Origin of the sequence: Pseudomonas sp. DVZ6 (assembly GCF_024259445.1) — a bacterium.
In the GTDB taxonomy this organism is placed as follows: domain Bacteria; phylum Pseudomonadota; class Gammaproteobacteria; order Pseudomonadales; family Pseudomonadaceae; genus Aquipseudomonas; species Aquipseudomonas peradeniyensis.
This window is the reverse complement of record NZ_JANCLM010000008.1, coordinates 82,038-99,626: the sequence shown is the minus strand read 5'-3', so window position 1 is coordinate 99,626 and position 17,589 is coordinate 82,038. Positions and strand designations below refer to the sequence as shown.

Here is a 17,589-nt window from a genome sequence, read left to right as displayed (position 1 = left end):
GTAGCATGCCGCGCATGACGTATTCAGGAAGACTTGGCTGGGGCCTGCTGTTGCTGGCCGCCAGCTCCATGGCATGGGCGCAGAGCGAATTGCTGGTGCGGGTCAAACCCGCCAACAAGGCGCTCAAGTCCAATATCGAAGGGTATATCGGCAGCCTGGGCGATCGCGACGAAGAAGCCCTGCTGCGCTTCAGCCGGGGCGCCGAGGAGCAGACGCGCAAGGCGGCCCAGGCCCTGGGCTACTACCAGGCGCGGGTCGAGACCGAGGTCAAGGCACCGGGGGACAACGACAAACCCGCGCAACTGATCATCCGGGTCGAGCCCGGCGAGCCGGTGCGCCTGCGCAACGTGACCGTGCGCATCGACGGGCCGGCCAGCGAGCTCAAGGCCTTCCGCATCCCCGACAGCAAGGCGCTGCGCCCGGGCGAGCAGCTCAACCACGGCACCTACGAGGATGCCAAGCGGCTGATCCAGAACCAGGCGTCGCGCTACGGCTTCTTCGCCGGCCGTTTCGAGCGCCAGCGCCTGGCGGTGGACCCGCAGGCCGGCGTGGCCGACATCGAGCTGATCTACCTGAGCGGCCCGCGCTACCGCCTGGGCGCGGTGACCTTCGGCGGCGACGCGCCGCTGGACAATGACCTGCTGCAGCGCATGGTGTCGTTCAAGCCCGGCACCCCCTACGACTCTGAACTGATCGCCGAACTCAACAACGACCTGCAATCGAGCGGCTACTTCGACAGCGTGCGGGTGGACGCCGCGCCCACCGCCGCAGTGGGCGAGGACATCCCGGTGGATGTGCGCCTCGATACCCGCAAGCCGCGCACCCTGGGCCTGGGCCTGGGCTTTTCCACCGACGTCGGGCCGCGCGGCAAGGCCAACTGGACCCGCCACTGGGTCAACCCGCAAGGGCACAGCTATGGGTGGGAAACCGAATTGTCGGCGCCCCGGCAGAACGTCGGGCTGTGGTACGACATCCCGCTGGACCCGCCGCTCACCGACAAGCTGCGCTTCGCCGGCGGCTACCAGAACGAGGAGATCTCCGGCACCGACACCCTGAGCAAGCTGCTCACCGTTGGCCCCGAGTGGCACAGCAAGCTGCCCAGCGGCTGGCAACGGGTGATCTCGCTCAAGTACCAGCGCGAGGAATATCGGCTGGGTGACGACTCGGGGCTGAGCAACCTGCTGATGCCGGGCGTCAGCTTTTCGTACCTGCGCAGCGACAACCGCATCGACCCGCATAACGGCTACCGCCTGCAGTTCGACCTGCAGGCGGCCAAGGAAGGCCTGGGCTCGGACACCAACCTGATCCACGGCAACGTGCTGCTCAAGGGCCTGACCACCCTGGGCCAGAACCATCGCTTCCTCGCTCGCGTGCAGTTCGGCGGCAGCGCCACCAACGGCTACCAGCAGAACATCCCGCCGTCGCTGCGCTTCTTCGCCGGTGGCGACCAGAGCGTGCGCGGCTACGACTACCAGTCGCTGTCGCCAAAGAACAACCAGGGCGACCGCATCGGCGGCCGCTACCTGGTGGCCGGCAGCGCCGAGTACCAGTACTCGATCGCGGAAAAATGGCGCCTGGCGACCTTCGTCGACCAGGGCAACTCGTTCAATTCGCTGGAGTTCCCCAGCCTCAAGACCGGTGTCGGCATCGGTGTGCGCTGGGTGTCGCCGGTCGGGCCGCTGCGCCTTGACCTGGCCCGCGCGCTGGATGATGACGGTGGTTTTCGCTTGCACTTCTCCATGGGGCCCGAGCTGTGATGCGTGTGTTCAAACCGATCCTGCTGGTGCTGGCGGGCCTGCTGGTGCTGATCGTCCTGGCGCTGGGGCTGGTGCTCGGCACCCAGGCGGGCAGCCGCTGGGCGCTGGCGCGGGTGCCGGGGCTCGAGGTCAGCGATTTTACCGGGCGCCTTGGCGGCAGCTGGCAGGCCAGCCTGCTGCGCTGGTCCGCCGGCGACGATCGGGTCGAGCTGCTGACGCCACAATTGGCCTGGTCGCCGGCCTGCCTGCTGCGTGCCACCCTGTGCATCGAGCGCCTGCAGGCCGAGCGCATCGACATGGCCTTCGCGCCGGGAGAGGACAACCCCAACAGCGGCCCGCTGCAATTGCCGGCGCTGAACCTGCCGCTGGCCATCGAACTGGGCGAGGTCAAGGTGGGCCAGTTGCGCCTGGATGGCAGCGAACTGCTGGGCGACCTGAGCCTGGCCGCGCACTGGACCGCCAGCGGGCTGCGGGTGGACAGCCTGCGACTGCGCCGAGACGATCTGCACCTGGATGTCCAAGGCGACCTGACGCCCCAGGGTGACTGGCCGCTGCAGCTGCAGGGCACGCTGCAACTGCCGACAGTGGATGGCAAGCCGTGGCAGTTGGCATTGAACGCCAAGGGCGAGCTGCAGCAGACCCTCGTCATCGAGGCCACCAGCAGCGGTTACCTGGATGCCCGGTTGAACGGTGAATTGCAGGCCCTGGCCGAGCACCTGCCGGCCCGCCTGAGCATCCGCTCGGAGGCCTTCAAGCCCGCCGGCGAGTTGCCCGACACCCTGCAGTTGAACCAGCTCAAGCTCGATGCCCAGGGCGACCTGCTCAAGGGTTACCAACTCTCAGGTTCGGCCACCTTGCCCGCCGAGCAAGGGCCGGTGGGCCTGGTGCTGGCCGGCAAGGTGGACGCCAAGGGAGCCCGGATCGATGCCCTGGACCTCAACGCCAGCGACACGCAGCGGCTCAAGCTGCAGGCCAGCGCCGACTGGCAGCAGGGCCTGAGCGCCGACGCCAGCCTCGACTGGCTGGACTTCCCCTGGTTGCGCCTGTATCCGCTGGAGCAGGCGCCCCAGGTCACCCTCAAGCGCTTCAACGCCCAGGTGCAGTACCGCGACGGCAACTACAAGGGCGCGTTCAACGGCGACCTGGACGGCCCGGCGGGCGCTTTCAGCCTGGCCAGCCCGTTCGAGGGCGACCTGGGCCAGGTACGCCTGCCACAGCTGCTGCTCAGCGCGGGGCAGGGCAAGGCCGCGGGCAGTGTCGCCTTGCGTTTTGCCGACACCCTGGCCTGGGATGTCGACCTGCAATTGTCGGCGCTGGACCCGGCCTATTGGCTGGCGGAGCTGCCGGGCACCCTGGCCGGGCCGCTGCGCAGCCAGGGCGAGCTCAAGCACGAGCAGTTGGCGCTCAAGGCGCAGCTGGACCTCAAGGGTCGCCTGCGCGGCCAGTCGGCGCTGGTCAAGGTCGACGCCGAGGGCGCTGGCGAGCGCTGGACCCTGGGCAGCCTGGCGGTGCAGCTGGGTGACAACCGCATCAGCGGCAGCGCCAGCCTGCAGCAGCGCCTGGCCGGGCGTATCGACCTCGACCTGCCGCGCCTGGGCCAGCTCTGGCCGCAACTGCAAGGGCAGGCCAAGGGCCGCATGGACCTGGCCGGTACCCTGGCCGCGCCCCAGGGCACCCTGGCCCTGCAGGGCCAGCAACTGGGCCAGGCCGACAACCGCGTGCAGCGCCTGGACCTCGACGCGCGACTGGACAGCGCCCAGCGCGGCCAGCTGACGCTCAAGGCCGGCGGGATCCGCCTGGGGGACACCGCCCTGGGCAGCCTCGATGTGCAAGGCAAGGGCGATATCCGCCAGCAGGCCGCGACGCTGGCCCTCGACGGCCCGCAACTCAAGCTCGACCTGGCGCTGGATGGCGCCTTGAGCAAGGGCGACTGGCGTGGCCGCCTGGCCAACGGGCGCATCCAGGCCGGCGGCCAGGATTGGCAGTTGCAGGCACCGGCGCGCCTGCAACGCCTGGCCAGCGGCCAGCTCGACTTCGGTGCCCATTGCTGGCGTTCCGGCCAGGCCAGCCTGTGCGGCGAGGACCAGCGCCTGGCGCCAGAGCCGCGCCTGCGCTACCACCTCAAGCAGTTCCCGCTGGACAGCCTGGCGCAGTGGCTACCCAAGGACTTCGCCTGGCACGGCCTGCTCAACGCCGACATCAACCTCGACATCCCGTCCAGTGGCCCCAAGGGCAGCATCCGCATCGATGCCGGCGGCGGTACCCTGCGGGTGCGCGACAAGGACCGCTGGATCGACTTCCCTTACCAGGTGTTGCGCCTGGACAGCACCCTGGCGCCGCGCCGGGTCGACACCCGCGTGGATTTTCGCGGCGAGCGCCTGGGCGAGCTGAACCTGAATGCCCGCATAGACCCGCTGGGCCGCAACAAGCCGCTTTCCGGCGACTTCCGCCTGGCCGGGCTCGATCTGTCGGTCATCCGCCCGTTCCTGCCGATGGTCGAGCGCCTGGCCGGCCAGCTCAACGGCAGCGGACGCCTGTCGGGCAGCCTGCTGGCGCCCCAGGTCAATGGCAACCTGGCCTTGAGCGGCGGCGAAGTCAGCGGCGCTGAACTGCCGGTCAGCCTCGAGGACCTGTCGCTGCAGGCACTGATCGCCGGCGAGCAGGTGCAGTTGAACGGCAACTGGCGCAGCGGCGCCGCCGGCCGTGGGCAACTGGCCGGTCACCTGACCTGGGGGCAGGCGCTGGGCATGGACCTGCGCCTGCAGGGCCAGCAACTGCCGGTCAGCATCGAACCGTACGCGGCGCTGGAAGTGGCGCCCGACCTGACCATCCGCCTGCTGGACGACCGCCTGGCGGTGACCGGCAAGGTGCTGGTGCCCAAGGGCAAGATCACCGTGCGCGAGTTGCCGCCGTCGACGGTCAAGGTCTCCGATGACACGGTGATCGTCGGCCACCAGACCGAGCAGGGCAAGCCGCCGATGGCGGTGGCCATGGACATCGATGTCGAGGTCGGCAGCGAAAAACTGTCGTTCAAGGGCTTCGGCCTTACCGCCAACCTGCTGGGGCATGTGCATATCGGCGACAACCTCGATACCCGCGGCGAACTGAGCCTGGCCGACGGGCGCTATCGGCAGTATGGGCAGAATCTGACCATCCGCCGCGCGCGCCTGTTGTTCGCCGGGCCCATCGACCAGCCGTACCTGGATATCGAGGCCATCCGCAAGGTCGATGACGTAATTGCCGGCATCCGCCTGAGCGGCAGCGCCGAACAGCCGACCACCAAGGTGTTCTCGGAGCCGGCAATGAGCCAGGAGCAGGCATTGTCCTACCTGGTGCTGGGCCGGCCGCTGAACAGCTCTGGCGAGGACAACAACATGTTGGCCGAGGCGGCGCTGGGCCTGGGCCTGATGGGCAGCGCCGGCCTCACCGGCGGCCTGGCCTCGAACCTGGGCATCGACGACTTCCAGCTCGACACCCAGGGCACGGGCAACAAGACCAGCGTAGTGGCCAGCGGCAATCTCACCGAGCGGCTTAGCCTGCGTTATGGCGTCGGCGTATTCGAGCCGGCCAACACCATCGCCTTGCGCTACAAGCTCAGCAAGAAGGTCTACCTCGAGGCCGCCAGCGGCCTGGCCAGTTCCTTGGATATCTTCTACAAGCGAGATTTCTGAGCCCGGTGGAGTGCCTGCTCATCGGGCATGGCACTCTTGGCGACGAATGTTGCCGATCTGCCGCAGACTCAGACCGTACTTGTTGGCCAGCAGGCTGCGCGACAGCCCGCTGGCGCTTTCCTTCTGGATCTGCTGGTTGCGCAACTGGCGCTGGAAGTGATCGGGCTTGGGGATTTCCAGGGCCAGGCCGGCGTAGCGCTCGATCAGCGCGTCGAGCGCCTCGGATGGCAGCACGTCGGCCAACTTGCTGCGGTCACGGTGCTTGGGGATGTACTTGGGGCGTCCGCCGAAGGCACAGGTCAGGCGATAGGCGCTGTCCAGGCCGATGCACTCGATCAGCGCCTGCAGCGATTGAGGCAGTTGGGTGATGTCGATACTGCTCAGGTCTGGCTTTTCCACGAAATGGTTCCTTCCGTCATGTAGGTTTGGCAGACGCCGAGGCCCGAATGGCTGCGGCGTGGTCGGCCACGGGTGGCGGTCCGAGTGGCGTGGTCCGATTTTCGAACAGCAGCGGAAAGGGTCGCTAGGCGCGAAGCGGACCGGAGCTTGTAGCCGCAACTGCCTGTTGTTTGCGGGCAGCCTGATCGCGTGAAGTAGGAAACGCCTTCACCCTTTAGCTACAGGCCCCAAATCGTCTAGTGAAGGGGTTCCATGATGGCGGTTTGGGTGTGTGACCCAGGCCTTCGCGCGCAGACACGCCCGGGTGTCCTGGGGTGAGGAGGTCTGTGCAGGGAAAGGGGGGCGGGCAGGAACTTCAGCGGGGGAAAAGCGGGCGAGGTATCATGGCGTCGGCTCCGCTGGAGCCTCATGTCCCCGATGTCGCAAGGAATTTCCGATGACCCACGTGCAGCGCCTCAAATACTCGATCCTGATCATCCTGGTGGTCCTGGGGATCATGCTCGGCCTAAGCTACCTGCAGAAGCAGGGCACTATCAGCGAGCAGACGTTCCAGTACATCGCCATCGCCATCGCGGTGGTCGTGGTGGTGATCAACGGGATCCTGCGGCGCAAGGTCAAGCCCTGAGACGGGCGGGCCGGCATATCCTTGCCGGCCAGGCGCTCAACGCGAGACGGGTTGCTCGAGCACGGCCCGGGCCTGGGGGTTCAGGCTGTAGCACTTGTCGCTACCCAGGCTGATGACGCCTTCGCTGCACAGGCGCTTGAGCACCTCGCGCACACTCAGGAACGACAGCGGAATATCCAGTTGCTCGAGTTGCGCATGCACGCCGCGCACGCCAATGCTGCGGCCACTGCGCCCGGCGGTGTGCAGCGCGTCGATGACCTTCAGGCGGATCAGGCTGGTGCGCAGGCCATAGGCGCGCAGCAGCTCGCGGATCTGTTCGTTGCCCACGCGTTCCTCCTGGGGGGCGGCGGCCTGGCCTGGGGCGGACGGCGCCGATAGCGATTGTTGCGGGTTGTACATGTGAATGCTCCTTTTCGTGGACTGTCCCGAAATCATGGGTGCCTCACATCTAAAGACGAATGAGATCGACAAAACTGCAACCTTCGGTGAAAAAAATCTGACACGTTCTGTTGAGAACGTTGCAGCCTCGCGTCGAAAGTAAAATTTTCATCCGGCCATACGTCTGTTCGGGATGACCCCGATAGCACGAGGAGTGCCTGTGATCCCTCTTCCCCTGTTCCGCCTGGGCCTTGCCGCTGCCCTGGTTGCCTCCAGCCTGGCTGTCCAGGCACGGGAGGTTGCCGACGAGGCCTCTGCGCAGATCCGTCGCACCAGCTTCGGCGTGCCGCATATCCTGGCCAAGGACGAACGCGGCCTGGGCTACGGCATCGGCTATGCCTACGCCCAGGACAACCTGTGCCTGCTGGCCAACGAGGTGCTGACGGTCAATGGCGAGCGCTCGCGCTATTTCGGTGGCGACGCCAAGACGGTCGAGCAGCGCGACAACCTGTCCAGCGACCTGTTCTTCACCTGGCTGAACGAATCGGCGGCAGTGGACGCCTTCCTGCAGGCGCAACCGGTGGCGGTGCGTGACCTGCTCGACGGCTACGCCAGCGGCTATAACCGTGCCCTGGGCGAGCGGCGCGCCCAGGGCCTGCCGGCCGAGTGCGGGGCAGGGGACTGGGTGCGGCCGATCAGCAGCCGCGACCTGGTCAAGCTGACCCGGCGCCTGCTGGCCGAAGGCGGTGTCGGTCAATTCGTCGAAGCGGTGGTAGCCGCGACCCCGCCGAAGCTGGCGGCGCAACGCCCGGCGGTTGACTACAGTGTGGCCCTCGCGCGCCAGGCGCAGTTCGCCGCCGAGCGTGGCAGCAACGCCGTGGCGGTGGGCAGCGAGCGTTCGGCCAATGGGCGCGGGCTATTGTTGGCCAACCCGCATTTCCCCTGGATCGGCGGGATGCGCTTCTACCAGATGCAGCTGACCATCCCCGGGCAGCTGGATGTGATGGGCGCGGCCCTGCCGGGCCTGCCGGTGGTCAACATCGGCTTCAACCGCCATCTGGCCTGGACCCATACCGTCGACACCTCGAAGCATTTCACCCTCTACCGCCTGCAACTGGATCCCAAGGACGCGACCCGTTACCTGTATGACGGCCAGTCGCTGCCGCTCGAGCGCAAGCCGCTCAAGGTCACGGTCAAGGGCGAGGACGGCACGCTGAGCGAGGTGGAACGCACCATCCACCTGTCGAAGTTCGGCCCGGTGGTGCAGTGGCCAGGGCGGCTGGACTGGGACAGCCAGGTGGCCTACAGCCTGCGCGACGCCAACCTGGACAATACCCGGGTGCTGCAGCAGTGGTACCGGATCAACCGCGCCGATAGCCTGGAGGCGCTCAAGGCCTCGGTGGGGCAGTTGCAGGGTATCCCCTGGGTCAACACCCTGGCGGTGGATGCCGCCGGCCAGGCCCTGTACCTGAACCAGTCGGTGGTGCCCTATGTCGACCAGGCGCTGCTGGCGCAGTGCAGCAATCCGGCGGCGTCCGGCCCGCTGGTGGTGCTCGATGGCTCGCGCAGCGCCTGCCAGTGGAAGGTCGATGCGCAGGCGGCCCAGCCGGGGATCTTCCCGGCGAACCTGCTGCCGAGCCTGGAGCGCCGTGACTATGTGCAGCACGCCAACGACTCGGCGTGGATGGCCAACCCGGCCCAGCCGCTGACCGGTTTCTCGCCGCTGGTCAGCCGTGCCGACCAGCCCCTGGGCATGCGCAGCCGTTTTGCCCTGCAGCGCCTGCAGGGCAGGGACAAGCTGGGTGTCGCCGAGCTGCAGCGCATGGTGTTCGACGACGAGGTGTACCAGGCCAGCCTGCTGCTGCCGGACCTGCTGCAGTGGTGCAAGGGCGCGGGGGCGGATCTTGAGTCAGTGTGCGTCAGCCTGCGGGACTGGAATGGCAAGGCCGACCTGGACAGCGGCGTTGGCCTGGTCCATTTCATGAATATCGCTGGTGCGTTGGCCGAGCACCCGCAAAGCTGGCGCGTGCCGTTCGATCCGGCCGACCCGCAGCACACGCCTCGTGGCCTGGCGGTGGAGCAGGGCGCGGTAGGCAAGCTGCTGCGCGAGGCGGCGCTGGCGTCGCTGGAGCAGGTGGGCAAGGCGGGCATCGCCGCCGATCAGCGTTGGGGGGAAATCCAGCAGGCTGCCGATGGCACGCCGGTGCCCGGTGGTCCGCAGGCCCTGGGAGTCTACAACGCGATGGTCAGTGTGCCGGTGGGGCCGGGCAAGCGCCTGGTGGTCAGTGGTTCGAGCTATCTGCAGGTGGTCAGCTTCACCGAGCAGGGGCCAAAGGCCCAGGGATTGCTGGCGTTCTCGCTGTCGAGCGAAAAGGCGTCGGCGCATGCCGCCGACCAGACGCGGGCCTTCGCGGCCAAGCAACTGGCGCCGATCCCGTTTACCGACGCGCAGATCAAGGCTGATCCGCAGTATCGGCGGTATGTGATCAGTGAGCGGGATAAGGGGCGCGTGGTCATCGCCCGGTAATCAGGCGTCCTCTGTAGGAGCGGCCTCATGCCGCGAAAGGGCTGCAAAGCAGCCCCGGCGATCTTTGCATAATCGCTGATATCGGGGGGCCGCTTTGCGGCCCTTTCGCGGCACGAGGCCGCTCCTACAGGGGGCTGTGCGTTTGTCGTTCAGGAAAACTCGAACGGCGCCAGCTGGAAGCCCTGTTCGTCCACCTGCAACGCCCAGCCCCGCCGGTCCCAGTCCCCCAGCACGATACGCCGCGCCGGCTGGCCATCGACCACCAGCTTGTGCAGCGCCGGCCGGTGGGTGTGGCCATGAACCAGGGTGCGCACGCCGTGGGCGGCCATGACCTTGGGCACTTCCTCGGGGGTGACGTCGACGATCTCGGTGCTCTTCATGCGCGTCTGCGAGCGGCTTTCGCTGCGCAGCTTGCGCGCCAGCTTGTGCCGCGTGCCCAGCGGCAGGTGCCGCAGGATCCACAGGGTCAGCGGGTTGCGCAGGTAGCGGCGCAGCTTCATGTAGGCCACATCGCGAGTGCACAGGGTGTCGCCGTGCATCAGCAGCACCGCCTCGCCACCCAGCTCGACCACGCTGGGGTCGGCCAGCAGGGTGCAGCCGGCGGCGTCGCAGAACGCCTGGCCGATGAGGAAGTCGCGGTTGCCGTGCATCAGGTAGATCGCCGTGCCGCTGTCGCTCAGCCGGCGCAGGGCCTGGCAGATCGACTGCTGGAACGGCGTCATCGCATCGTCGCCGATCCAGGCCTCGAAGAAGTCGCCGAGGATGTACAGCGCCTTGGCGTGGCGGGCGCGGCCGTCGAGCAGATCAAGAAACGCCCGGGTGATATCCGGGCGTTCTTCTTGCAGGTGCAGATCGGAGATCAGCAGTATCACTCAATGATCTCGGCTTTCTCGATGATCACGTCGTCTTTCGGCACGTCCTGGTGGCCAGACTTGGAGCCGGTGGAAACGCCTTCGATCTTGTCGACGACGTCCTGGCCTTCGGTCACCTTGCCAAAGACGGCGTAGCCCCAGCCCTGGACATTCTTGCCGCTGTGGTTGAGGAAGTCGTTGTTCGAGGCGTTGATGAAGAACTGCGCCGACGCCGAGTGCGGCTCCATGGTACGGGCCATGGCGATGGTGTACTTGTCGTTCTTCAGGCCGTTGTCGGCTTCGTTCTGGATGCTGGCACGCTTGTCGCGCTTCTCGTTCATGCCTGGCTCGAAGCCGCCGCCCTGGATCATGAAGCCTTTGATCACGCGATGGAACACGGTGTTGCTGTAGTGGCCTGCTTCAACGTATGCCAGGAAGTTGGCAACGGTCAGAGGGGCCTTCTCGGCATTCAGTTCGATGACGATATCGCCGTGGTTGGTGCTCAGTTTGACTTTGGACATGCTGAAAATCGCTCTTTCAAGGCATTCGGAAATGAGTGTGCGCAGGGCGCTCGGAGTACCTGACGCAGGATCAGGCCACCGCGACACAGGCCGCTGGGCCGCCATTGTGCCGGATTGCGCCGCCTCGCGCCGACAAAACGTGCCACTTTGAAGGCACTTTTGTGGGCACTTCGGCTGTCAGCAGCTTGACTGCTTCGGCTATGATAGGCGCTTTGATTCAATCGGCCTACCCGGGCCGGCTACCTGCATTCAAGGACACTATGAGCAAGCCCACTGCCGACAACGCGCCAAACGCCGCTGCCAAAGGCGCACCCGCCGTCCCTGTGAACTTCCTGCGGCCGATCGTCCAGGCCGACCTGGACTCGGGCAAGCACCAGAGCATCGTCACCCGTTTCCCGCCGGAGCCCAACGGTTACCTGCATATCGGTCACGCCAAGTCGATCTGCGTCAACTTCGGCCTGGCCAAGGAATTCGGCGGTGCCTGCCACCTGCGTTTCGACGACACCAACCCGGCCAAGGAAGACCAGGAGTACATCGACTCCATCCAGCGTGACGTCAAATGGCTGGGCTTCGAGTGGGCAGGCCCGGTGCGCTATGCCTCGGACTACTTCGAGCAGCTGCACGCCTGGGCCGTGGAGCTGATCAAGTCGGGCAACGCCTATGTCTGCGACCTGACCCCCGAGCAGGCCAAGGAATACCGCGGCAGCCTGACCGAGGCTGGCAAGAACAGCCCGTTCCGCGAGCGCAGCGTCGAGGACAACCTCGACCTGTTCGCGCGCATGAAGGCCGGCGAGTTCAAGGACGGCGAGCGCGTGCTGCGCGCCAAGATCGACATGGCCTCGCCGAACATGAACCTGCGCGACCCGATCCTGTACCGCATCCGTCATGCCCACCACCACCAGACCGGTGACAAGTGGTGCATCTACCCCAACTACGACTTCACCCACGGTCAGTCGGACGCCATCGAAGGCATCACCCACTCGATCTGCACCCTGGAGTTCGAAAGCCACCGTCCGCTGTACGACTGGTTCCTCGACAAGCTGCCGGTGCCGGCGCACCCGCGCCAGTACGAGTTCAGCCGCCTGAACCTGAACTACACCATCACTTCCAAGCGCAAGCTCAAGCAGCTGGTGGACGAAGGCCACGTCGAGGCCTGGGACGATCCGCGCATGTCGACCCTGTCGGGCTATCGCCGTCGCGGCTACACCCCGGCCTCGATCCGCAACTTCTGCGAGATGATCGGCACCAACCGTTCCGACGGCGTGGTCGACATGGCGATGCTCGAGTTCAGCATCCGCGACGACCTCGATCGCACCGCGCCACGCGCGATGTGCGTGCTGCGCCCGCTGAAGGTGGTGATCACCAACTACCCCGAGGGCCAGGTCGAGCAGCTCGAACTGCCGCGCCACCCGAAGGAAGACATGGGCGTGCGCGTGTTGCCGTTCGCCCGCGAGCTGTACATCGACCGCGACGACTTCATGGAAGAGCCGCCCAAGGGCTACAAGCGCCTGGAGCCGGCCGGTGAAGTGCGTCTGCGCGGCAGCTACGTGATCCGCGCCGACGAGGCGATCAAGGACGAAGGCGGCAACATCGTCGAACTGCGCTGCTCGTACGATCCGGACACCCTGGGCAAGAACCCCGAAGGCCGCAAGGTCAAGGGCGTGATCCACTGGGTGCCGGCGCAAGGCAGCGTCGAGTGCGAAGTGCGTCTGTACGACCGCCTGTTCCGCTCCGCCAACCCGGAGAAGACCGAAGACGGCGGCAGCTTCCTCGACAACATCAACCCCGATTCGCTGCAGGTACTCAGCGGTTGTCGCGCGGAACCTTCCCTGGGCCAGGCCCAGCCAGAAGACCGCTTCCAGTTCGAGCGCGAAGGCTACTTCTGCGCCGACCTGAAAGACTCCCAGCCGGGTCGCCCGGTATTCAACCGGACCGTGACCCTGCGCGATTCGTGGGGCAGCTGAGGAACCTTCGTGCTTACCATCTACAACACGCTGAGCAAGACCAAGGAAGTTTTCAAGCCGCTGGACGGCAACAAGGTGCGCATGTACGTGTGCGGCATGACCGTGTACGACTACTGCCACCTGGGCCACGGCCGCAGCATGGTGGCCTTCGACCTGGTCACCCGCTGGCTGCGCAAGAGCGGCTATGAGCTGACCTATGTGCGCAACATCACCGACATCGACGACAAGATCATCAACCGGGCGAACGAGAACGGCGAGTCGTTCGACGCGCTGACTGCCCGCATGATCGATGCGATGCACGAGGACGAGCGGCGCCTGAGCATCCTGCCGCCGGACCTGGAACCGCGTGCCACCGACCATATCCCCGGCATGCACGCGATGATCCAGACCCTGATCGACAAGGGCTATGCCTACGCGCCGGGCAACGGCGACGTGTACTACCGGGTCGGCAAGTTCGTCGGCTACGGCAAGCTGTCGCGCAAGAAGATCGAAGACCTGCGCATCGGCGCCCGCATCGAGGTCGACGAGGCCAAGCAGGACCCGCTGGACTTCGTCCTGTGGAAGGGTGTCAAGCCCGGCGAGCCTTACTGGGATTCGCCGTGGGGCCCGGGCCGTCCGGGCTGGCACATCGAGTGCTCGGTGATGTCCACCTGCTGCCTGGGCGAGAGCTTCGACATCCACGGCGGCGGCAGCGACCTGGAGTTCCCGCACCACGAGAACGAGATCGCCCAGAGCGAGGCGGCCACCGGCAAGCAGTACGCCAACGCCTGGATGCACTGCGGCATGATCCGCATCAATGGCGAGAAGATGTCCAAGTCGTTGAACAACTTCTTCACCATCCGCGACGTGCTCGACAAGTACCACCCGGAAGTGGTGCGCTACCTGCTGGTGGCCAGCCACTACCGCAGCGCGATCAACTACTCCGAGGACAGCCTGCGCGACGCCAAGGGCGCGCTCGAGCGCTTCTACCACGCGCTGCGCGGCTTGCCGCGGGTCGCGGCCAAGGGTGGCGAGGCATTCGTCGAGCGTTTCACCGTGGCGATGAACGACGACTTCGGCACGCCTGAAGCCTGCGCCGTGCTGTTCGACCTGGTGCGCGAGATCAACCGCCTGCGCGACAGCGACCCCGAGGCCGCCGCCGGCCTGGCCGGTCGCCTGCGCGAGCTGGGGGATGTGCTGGGCGTGCTGCAGCTGGAGGCCGATGACTTCCTGCGTGCCGGCGCCGAGGGCAAGGTCGATGCCGCCGAAGTGGAGGCGCTGATCCAGGCGCGTCTGCAGGCACGCACCGACAAGAACTGGGCCGAATCCGACCGCATCCGCGACCAGCTGGCCGCCATGGGCGTGGTCCTGGAAGACAGCAAGGGCACCACCACCTGGCGCCTGGCTGACTGATTGGCTGAAGCCCTATCGCGGGGCAAGCCCGCTCCCACGCTATCGTGGGAGCGGGCTTGCCCCGCGATGCTTTTCAGGGCGCTCTGGTGCAGTGCAGAACCAATCTCGCCCCACCCAACTCGCTGGCCCCCACCTCCAATCCAAAGCCATGCAGGTCGACGATCGCCGCGACGATCGACAACCCCAGCCCGAACCCCGCGTGGCGATGGCCTTCCTCACTGCGGTAGAAGCGCTTCAACACCGCCTCGCGCTCATCCGCCGGAATCCCCGGCCCGCTGTCCTCGACGGCGATATGCACGCCTTGATCGTCTTCGCTTGCGACCATGCGCACCTGGCCGCCTTGCGGGGTGAACTTGATCGCATTGCCTACCAGGTTGGCCAGGGCTTCAAACAGCAATTCCCGATCACCATGCAGGGCCGCCAGTTGCGCGGGCTGCTCCAGCTGCAGACGGATGCCGCCATCCTCGGCCAGAGGCAGGTAGAAGTCGTGCAGCTCCACCAGCAAGGCCTGCGGGTCGAGCTGGACGAAGCCGGCGCGGCGTTGGCGGTCTTCCAGCTCGCTGATGCGCAGCAGGCCACGGAAGCGCGCCATCAGCGTGTCGGTCTCGCCGATCGCCTGGTCCAGCGCCGCGCCTTCGGCGGAATCGGCGCCGCTCTGCTGGCGAATGCGATAGAGCTGCGCGCGCAGGCGGGTCAGGGGCGTGCGCAGGTCGTGGGCGATGTTGTCACAGACGCCCTTGACCTCATGCATCAGCCTTTCGATGCGGTCGAGCATCGCGTTGACGATGGCGGCCAGCATGTCCAGTTCATCGCGGCGCACCGACACCGGCAGGCGGTGGGTCAGGTCACCGGCGACGATAAGTTCGGCCTGGGCCTGGATCGCCCGGATGCGTTTGAGCGGTCGGCGGCGCAGCAGGTACCAGCCGGCGAAGCCTGGAATCAGGGTCAGGGAAATACCCCAAAGCAGCGCGTCGAGAATGATCCGGGTGACCACGAACAGCGAGCCGTTGTCGCGCACCAGCACCAGCCAGCGACCGTCCTGGACCTTGATCGCCACCGCGTCGCAGCTGTCGCGGGGCAGGTGCGGATCGTCGGCGTCCAGGCAGCGCTTGAGCTCATGCACCTTGCCGTCCAGGCCCAGCTCCGGCGGGATGCTGCGGATGCGCCCGCCAATCGGGTTGAACTGGGGGTCGAACAGGCCGTAGGCGTCGAAGCTGCGCTCCTCGAAGGCCTGGCTTGCGATCAGCGCGTCGTCCAGCTGCTTGCCGCTCATATGGGCGAACAGGTGCTGGCGTTGCAGCATGGAATGGCGGGTGAGCTTGTTCAGGTAGCTGGTGACCTCGAAGTACAGCACCCCCATGAGGATGCTGCTCCAGGCCACGAACAGGAAGCTGTACAGCGCCAGCAGGCGGCTGGTGGAGGAACTCCAGCCCTTAGACGGGTTCGGCAATGGCATAGCCGGAGCCCCGCACGGTACGGATCAGCGGGTTCTGCCCGGGCGAGTCGATCTTCTTGCGCAGACGGCCGATGTGCACGTCGATCAGGTTGGTGCCCGGGTCGAAGTGATAGCCCCAGACTTCCTCGAAGATCATCATCCGGGTGATCACCTGGCCGGAGTGGCGCATCAGGTACTCGAGCAGCTTGTACTCGGTGGGCAGCAGGTTCAGCGCCTGTTCGCCGCGGCGCGCCTCGTGGCTGATCAGGTCCAGCTCGAGGTCGGCGACCTGCAGGCGGGTCTGGGTCATCGGCACGCTGTTGCGGCGCAGCAGCACCTCGACCCGGGCGGCCATCTCGTCGGAGGCGAACGGCTTGGTCAGGTAGTCGTCGCCGCCGGCGCGCAGGCCGCGCACGCGCTCGTCGACGTCCGACAGGGCGCTGATCATCAGGATCGGCGTGGTGATTTTCAGGTTGCGCAGGGTGGTGACGATGGTCAGGCCATCGACCTCGGGCAGCATGCGGTCGAGGGTGATCAGGTCGTAGCCGCCGGCGATGGCCTTGGCCAGGCCTTCACGGCCATTGTCGGCCCAGTCGACTTCCAGACCGTGGCTGGACAGTTCGGCGACGATTTCCTGGGCGGTGACGGCGTCGTCTTCGATGGTCAGTACGCGAGGCATGCTGGTTCCTGGGCGGCGAGTGGAGACCTGATTGTGCCAAAGAATAGACAACCGGCGATTTAAGAAAAATTCATCTGGCTGTATGGGAGACGCATTCCCCTGTAGGAGCGGGCTTGTCCCGCGAAGACCGGCGAAGCCGGTGCCATGCAACGCGGTGCCTGTTTCGCGGGGCAAGCCCGCTCCTACAGGGGGGCGTGGAGGTTCCAAGAAAAATGGGGCATGCCATCGCTGGCATGCCCCATCGTCACTTCAGGCGGATGCTTCAGGCGACCTTGACGATCCAGCCCGCCGGGGCTTCGACGTCACCGCTCTGGATACCGGTCAGCTCGGCGTAGAGCTTCTGGGTGACCGGGCCGACTTCGGTTTCGCTGTGGAACACGTGCAGCTTGCCGTTGTACTGGATACCGCCGATCGGCGTGATCACCGCGGCGGTGCCGCAGGCGCCGGCTTCGATGAAACGGTCGAGCTTGTCGATTTCCACGTCGCCTTCGATCACTTTCAGGCCCAGGCGCGATTCGGCCAGTTCCATCAGCGACAGGCGGGTGATGCCCGGCAATACCGAGATCGACTTCGGCGTGACGAATTCGTCGTTGGCGGTGATGCCGAAGAAGTTGGCCGAGCCGACTTCCTCGATCTTCTTGTGGGTCAGCGGATCGAGGTAGATGCAGTCGGCGAAGCCGGCTTTCTTGGCCTCGTAGCCTGGTTGCAGGCTGGCCGCGTAGTTGCCGCCGACCTTGGCTGCGCCGGTGCCTTGCGGGGCTGCGCGGTCGTAGTCGGAGATCAGGAACTTGTGCGGGGTCATGCCGCCCTTGAAGTACGAACCGACCGGGATGGCGAAGACCGAGAAGATGAACTCGGGAGCGGTGCGCACGCCGATGTTGTCACCGGTGCCGATCACGAACGGACGCAGGTATAGCGCGCCCTTGCCGTGCGGCGGCACGAATTTTTCGTTGGCCTTGACCACCTGCTTGCAGGCTTCGATGAACTGTTCGGTCGAGACCCGTGGCATCAGCAGGCGGTCGCAGCTGCGCTGCATGCGCGCGGCGTTCTGGTCCGGGCGGAACAGGTTGATCGAACCGTCCTTGCAGCGGTAGGCCTTCAGGCCTTCGAAGCACTGCTGGCCATAGTGCAGGGCGGTGGAGCCTTCACTGATGTGCAGCACATTGTCTTCGGTCAGGGTGCCCTTGTCCCACTCGCCGTTACGCCATACGGACAGGTAACGTTTGTCGGTCTTGATGTAGTCGAAACCCAGCTTGTCCCAGTTAATGCTTTCGTTACTCATGACACCCTCATTGCTCTTGCCCGAACACGGCGGGCTGCTTTTATATGCGCACCCCGCCACCATAATACATCCGGCGCGGATCGGGAACGGCCAGTCACACAATCCGCC

The 17,589-nt window shown here is 66.1% G+C and carries 13 protein-coding genes; 6 read left to right on the top strand and 7 right to left on the bottom strand.

What is annotated here, in order from left to right; all coding sequences use genetic code 11:
* Positions 1-14 precede the first annotated feature (14 nt).
* On the top strand, positions 15-1,757 hold the full coding sequence (locus NMG10_RS06850; RefSeq protein ID WP_232855223.1) for an autotransporter assembly complex family protein: 1,743 nt from the start codon (positions 15-17) through the stop codon (positions 1,755-1,757).
* Positions 1,757-5,428, top strand: coding sequence for a translocation/assembly module TamB domain-containing protein (locus NMG10_RS06845; RefSeq protein ID WP_254464043.1), 3,672 nt, complete (start codon positions 1,757-1,759; stop codon positions 5,426-5,428). Before NMG10_RS06850 ends, NMG10_RS06845 begins: the two co-directional genes overlap by 1 nt.
* A gap of 18 nt (positions 5,429-5,446) precedes the next feature.
* Here the strand turns inward: NMG10_RS06845 and NMG10_RS06840 are convergent, their stop codons facing one another.
* Positions 5,447-5,827, bottom strand: a complete 381-nt coding sequence (locus tag NMG10_RS06840; RefSeq protein WP_254464042.1) for a Mor transcription activator family protein — start codon at positions 5,825-5,827, stop codon at positions 5,447-5,449.
* Positions 5,828-6,263: 436 nt separating this feature from the next.
* On the opposite strand from NMG10_RS06840, the gene NMG10_RS06835 reads away from it, so the two are divergent.
* Entirely contained in the window at positions 6,264-6,452 is a 189-nt protein-coding gene (locus NMG10_RS06835; protein ID WP_011533313.1) for a hypothetical protein, read from the top strand.
* Positions 6,453-6,488: 36 nt separating this feature from the next.
* On the opposite strand, the gene NMG10_RS06830 is transcribed toward NMG10_RS06835, so the two are convergent.
* Entirely contained in the window at positions 6,489-6,851 is a 363-nt protein-coding gene (locus tag NMG10_RS06830) for a fe2+ zn2+ uptake regulation protein (protein WP_254464041.1), read from the bottom strand.
* 214 nt (positions 6,852-7,065) lie between these two features.
* Here NMG10_RS06830 and NMG10_RS06825 point away from each other — a divergent pair, with 214 nt between their 5' ends.
* Complete coding sequence (locus NMG10_RS06825) at positions 7,066-9,357, top strand: acylase (RefSeq protein ID WP_254464063.1); 2,292 nt, start codon at positions 7,066-7,068, stop codon at positions 9,355-9,357.
* 149 nt (positions 9,358-9,506) lie between these two features.
* On the opposite strand, the gene lpxH is transcribed toward NMG10_RS06825, so the two are convergent.
* Positions 9,507-10,229, bottom strand: coding sequence for a UDP-2,3-diacylglucosamine diphosphatase (gene lpxH, locus NMG10_RS06820; RefSeq protein WP_050706024.1), 723 nt, complete (start codon positions 10,227-10,229; stop codon positions 9,507-9,509).
* Positions 10,226-10,729 (bottom strand): peptidylprolyl isomerase, encoded by a 504-nt coding sequence (locus tag NMG10_RS06815; protein ID WP_203646846.1) that lies wholly within the window; start codon positions 10,727-10,729, stop codon positions 10,226-10,228. Before NMG10_RS06815 ends, lpxH begins: the two co-directional genes overlap by 4 nt.
* A gap of 260 nt (positions 10,730-10,989) precedes the next feature.
* On the opposite strand from NMG10_RS06815, the gene NMG10_RS06810 reads away from it, so the two are divergent.
* Entirely contained in the window at positions 10,990-12,693 is a 1,704-nt protein-coding gene (locus NMG10_RS06810) for a glutamine--tRNA ligase/YqeY domain fusion protein (protein WP_254464040.1), read from the top strand.
* A gap of 9 nt (positions 12,694-12,702) precedes the next feature.
* Positions 12,703-14,085 (top strand): cysteine--tRNA ligase, encoded by a 1,383-nt coding sequence (gene cysS / locus NMG10_RS06805; protein ID WP_254464039.1) that lies wholly within the window; start codon positions 12,703-12,705, stop codon positions 14,083-14,085.
* A 73-nt stretch (positions 14,086-14,158) separates the two neighbouring features.
* On the opposite strand, the gene NMG10_RS06800 is transcribed toward cysS, so the two are convergent.
* The 3 genes from NMG10_RS06800 to NMG10_RS06790 all read right to left on the bottom strand — a co-directional run bounded on the left by NMG10_RS06800 (position 14,159) and on the right by NMG10_RS06790 (position 17,481).
* Entirely contained in the window at positions 14,159-15,541 is a 1,383-nt protein-coding gene (locus NMG10_RS06800) for a HAMP domain-containing sensor histidine kinase (RefSeq protein ID WP_254464038.1), read from the bottom strand.
* Positions 15,519-16,199: a response regulator transcription factor gene (locus tag NMG10_RS06795; protein ID WP_050706019.1), complete on the bottom strand. Its 681-nt coding sequence runs from the start codon at positions 16,197-16,199 to the stop codon at positions 15,519-15,521. The genes NMG10_RS06800 and NMG10_RS06795 overlap by 23 nt, the downstream gene beginning before the upstream one ends.
* A 262-nt stretch (positions 16,200-16,461) precedes the next feature.
* Complete coding sequence (locus NMG10_RS06790) at positions 16,462-17,481, bottom strand: branched-chain amino acid aminotransferase (RefSeq protein WP_203646838.1); 1,020 nt, start codon at positions 17,479-17,481, stop codon at positions 16,462-16,464.
* Positions 17,482-17,589 lie beyond the last annotated feature (108 nt).

Excerpts from the sequence above, each read along its gene's own strand:
- NMG10_RS06790 (WP_203646838.1), bottom strand. The coding sequence starts at position 17,481 with ATGAGTAACGAAAGCATTAACTGGGACAAGCTGGGTTTCGACTACATC.
- NMG10_RS06795 (WP_050706019.1), bottom strand. The coding sequence starts at position 16,199 with ATGCCTCGCGTACTGACCATCGAAGACGACGCCGTCACCGCCCAGGAA.
- NMG10_RS06815 (WP_203646846.1), bottom strand. The coding sequence starts at position 10,729 with ATGTCCAAAGTCAAACTGAGCACCAACCACGGCGATATCGTCATCGAA.
- NMG10_RS06830 (WP_254464041.1), bottom strand. The coding sequence starts at position 6,851 with ATGTACAACCCGCAACAATCGCTATCGGCGCCGTCCGCCCCAGGCCAG.
- NMG10_RS06800 (WP_254464038.1), bottom strand. The coding sequence starts at position 15,541 with ATGCCATTGCCGAACCCGTCTAAGGGCTGGAGTTCCTCCACCAGCCGC.
- NMG10_RS06850 (WP_232855223.1), top strand. The coding sequence starts at position 15 with ATGACGTATTCAGGAAGACTTGGCTGGGGCCTGCTGTTGCTGGCCGCC.
- NMG10_RS06845 (WP_254464043.1), top strand. The coding sequence starts at position 1,757 with ATGCGTGTGTTCAAACCGATCCTGCTGGTGCTGGCGGGCCTGCTGGTG.
- NMG10_RS06810 (WP_254464040.1), top strand. The coding sequence starts at position 10,990 with ATGAGCAAGCCCACTGCCGACAACGCGCCAAACGCCGCTGCCAAAGGC.
- NMG10_RS06835 (WP_011533313.1), top strand. The coding sequence starts at position 6,264 with ATGACCCACGTGCAGCGCCTCAAATACTCGATCCTGATCATCCTGGTG.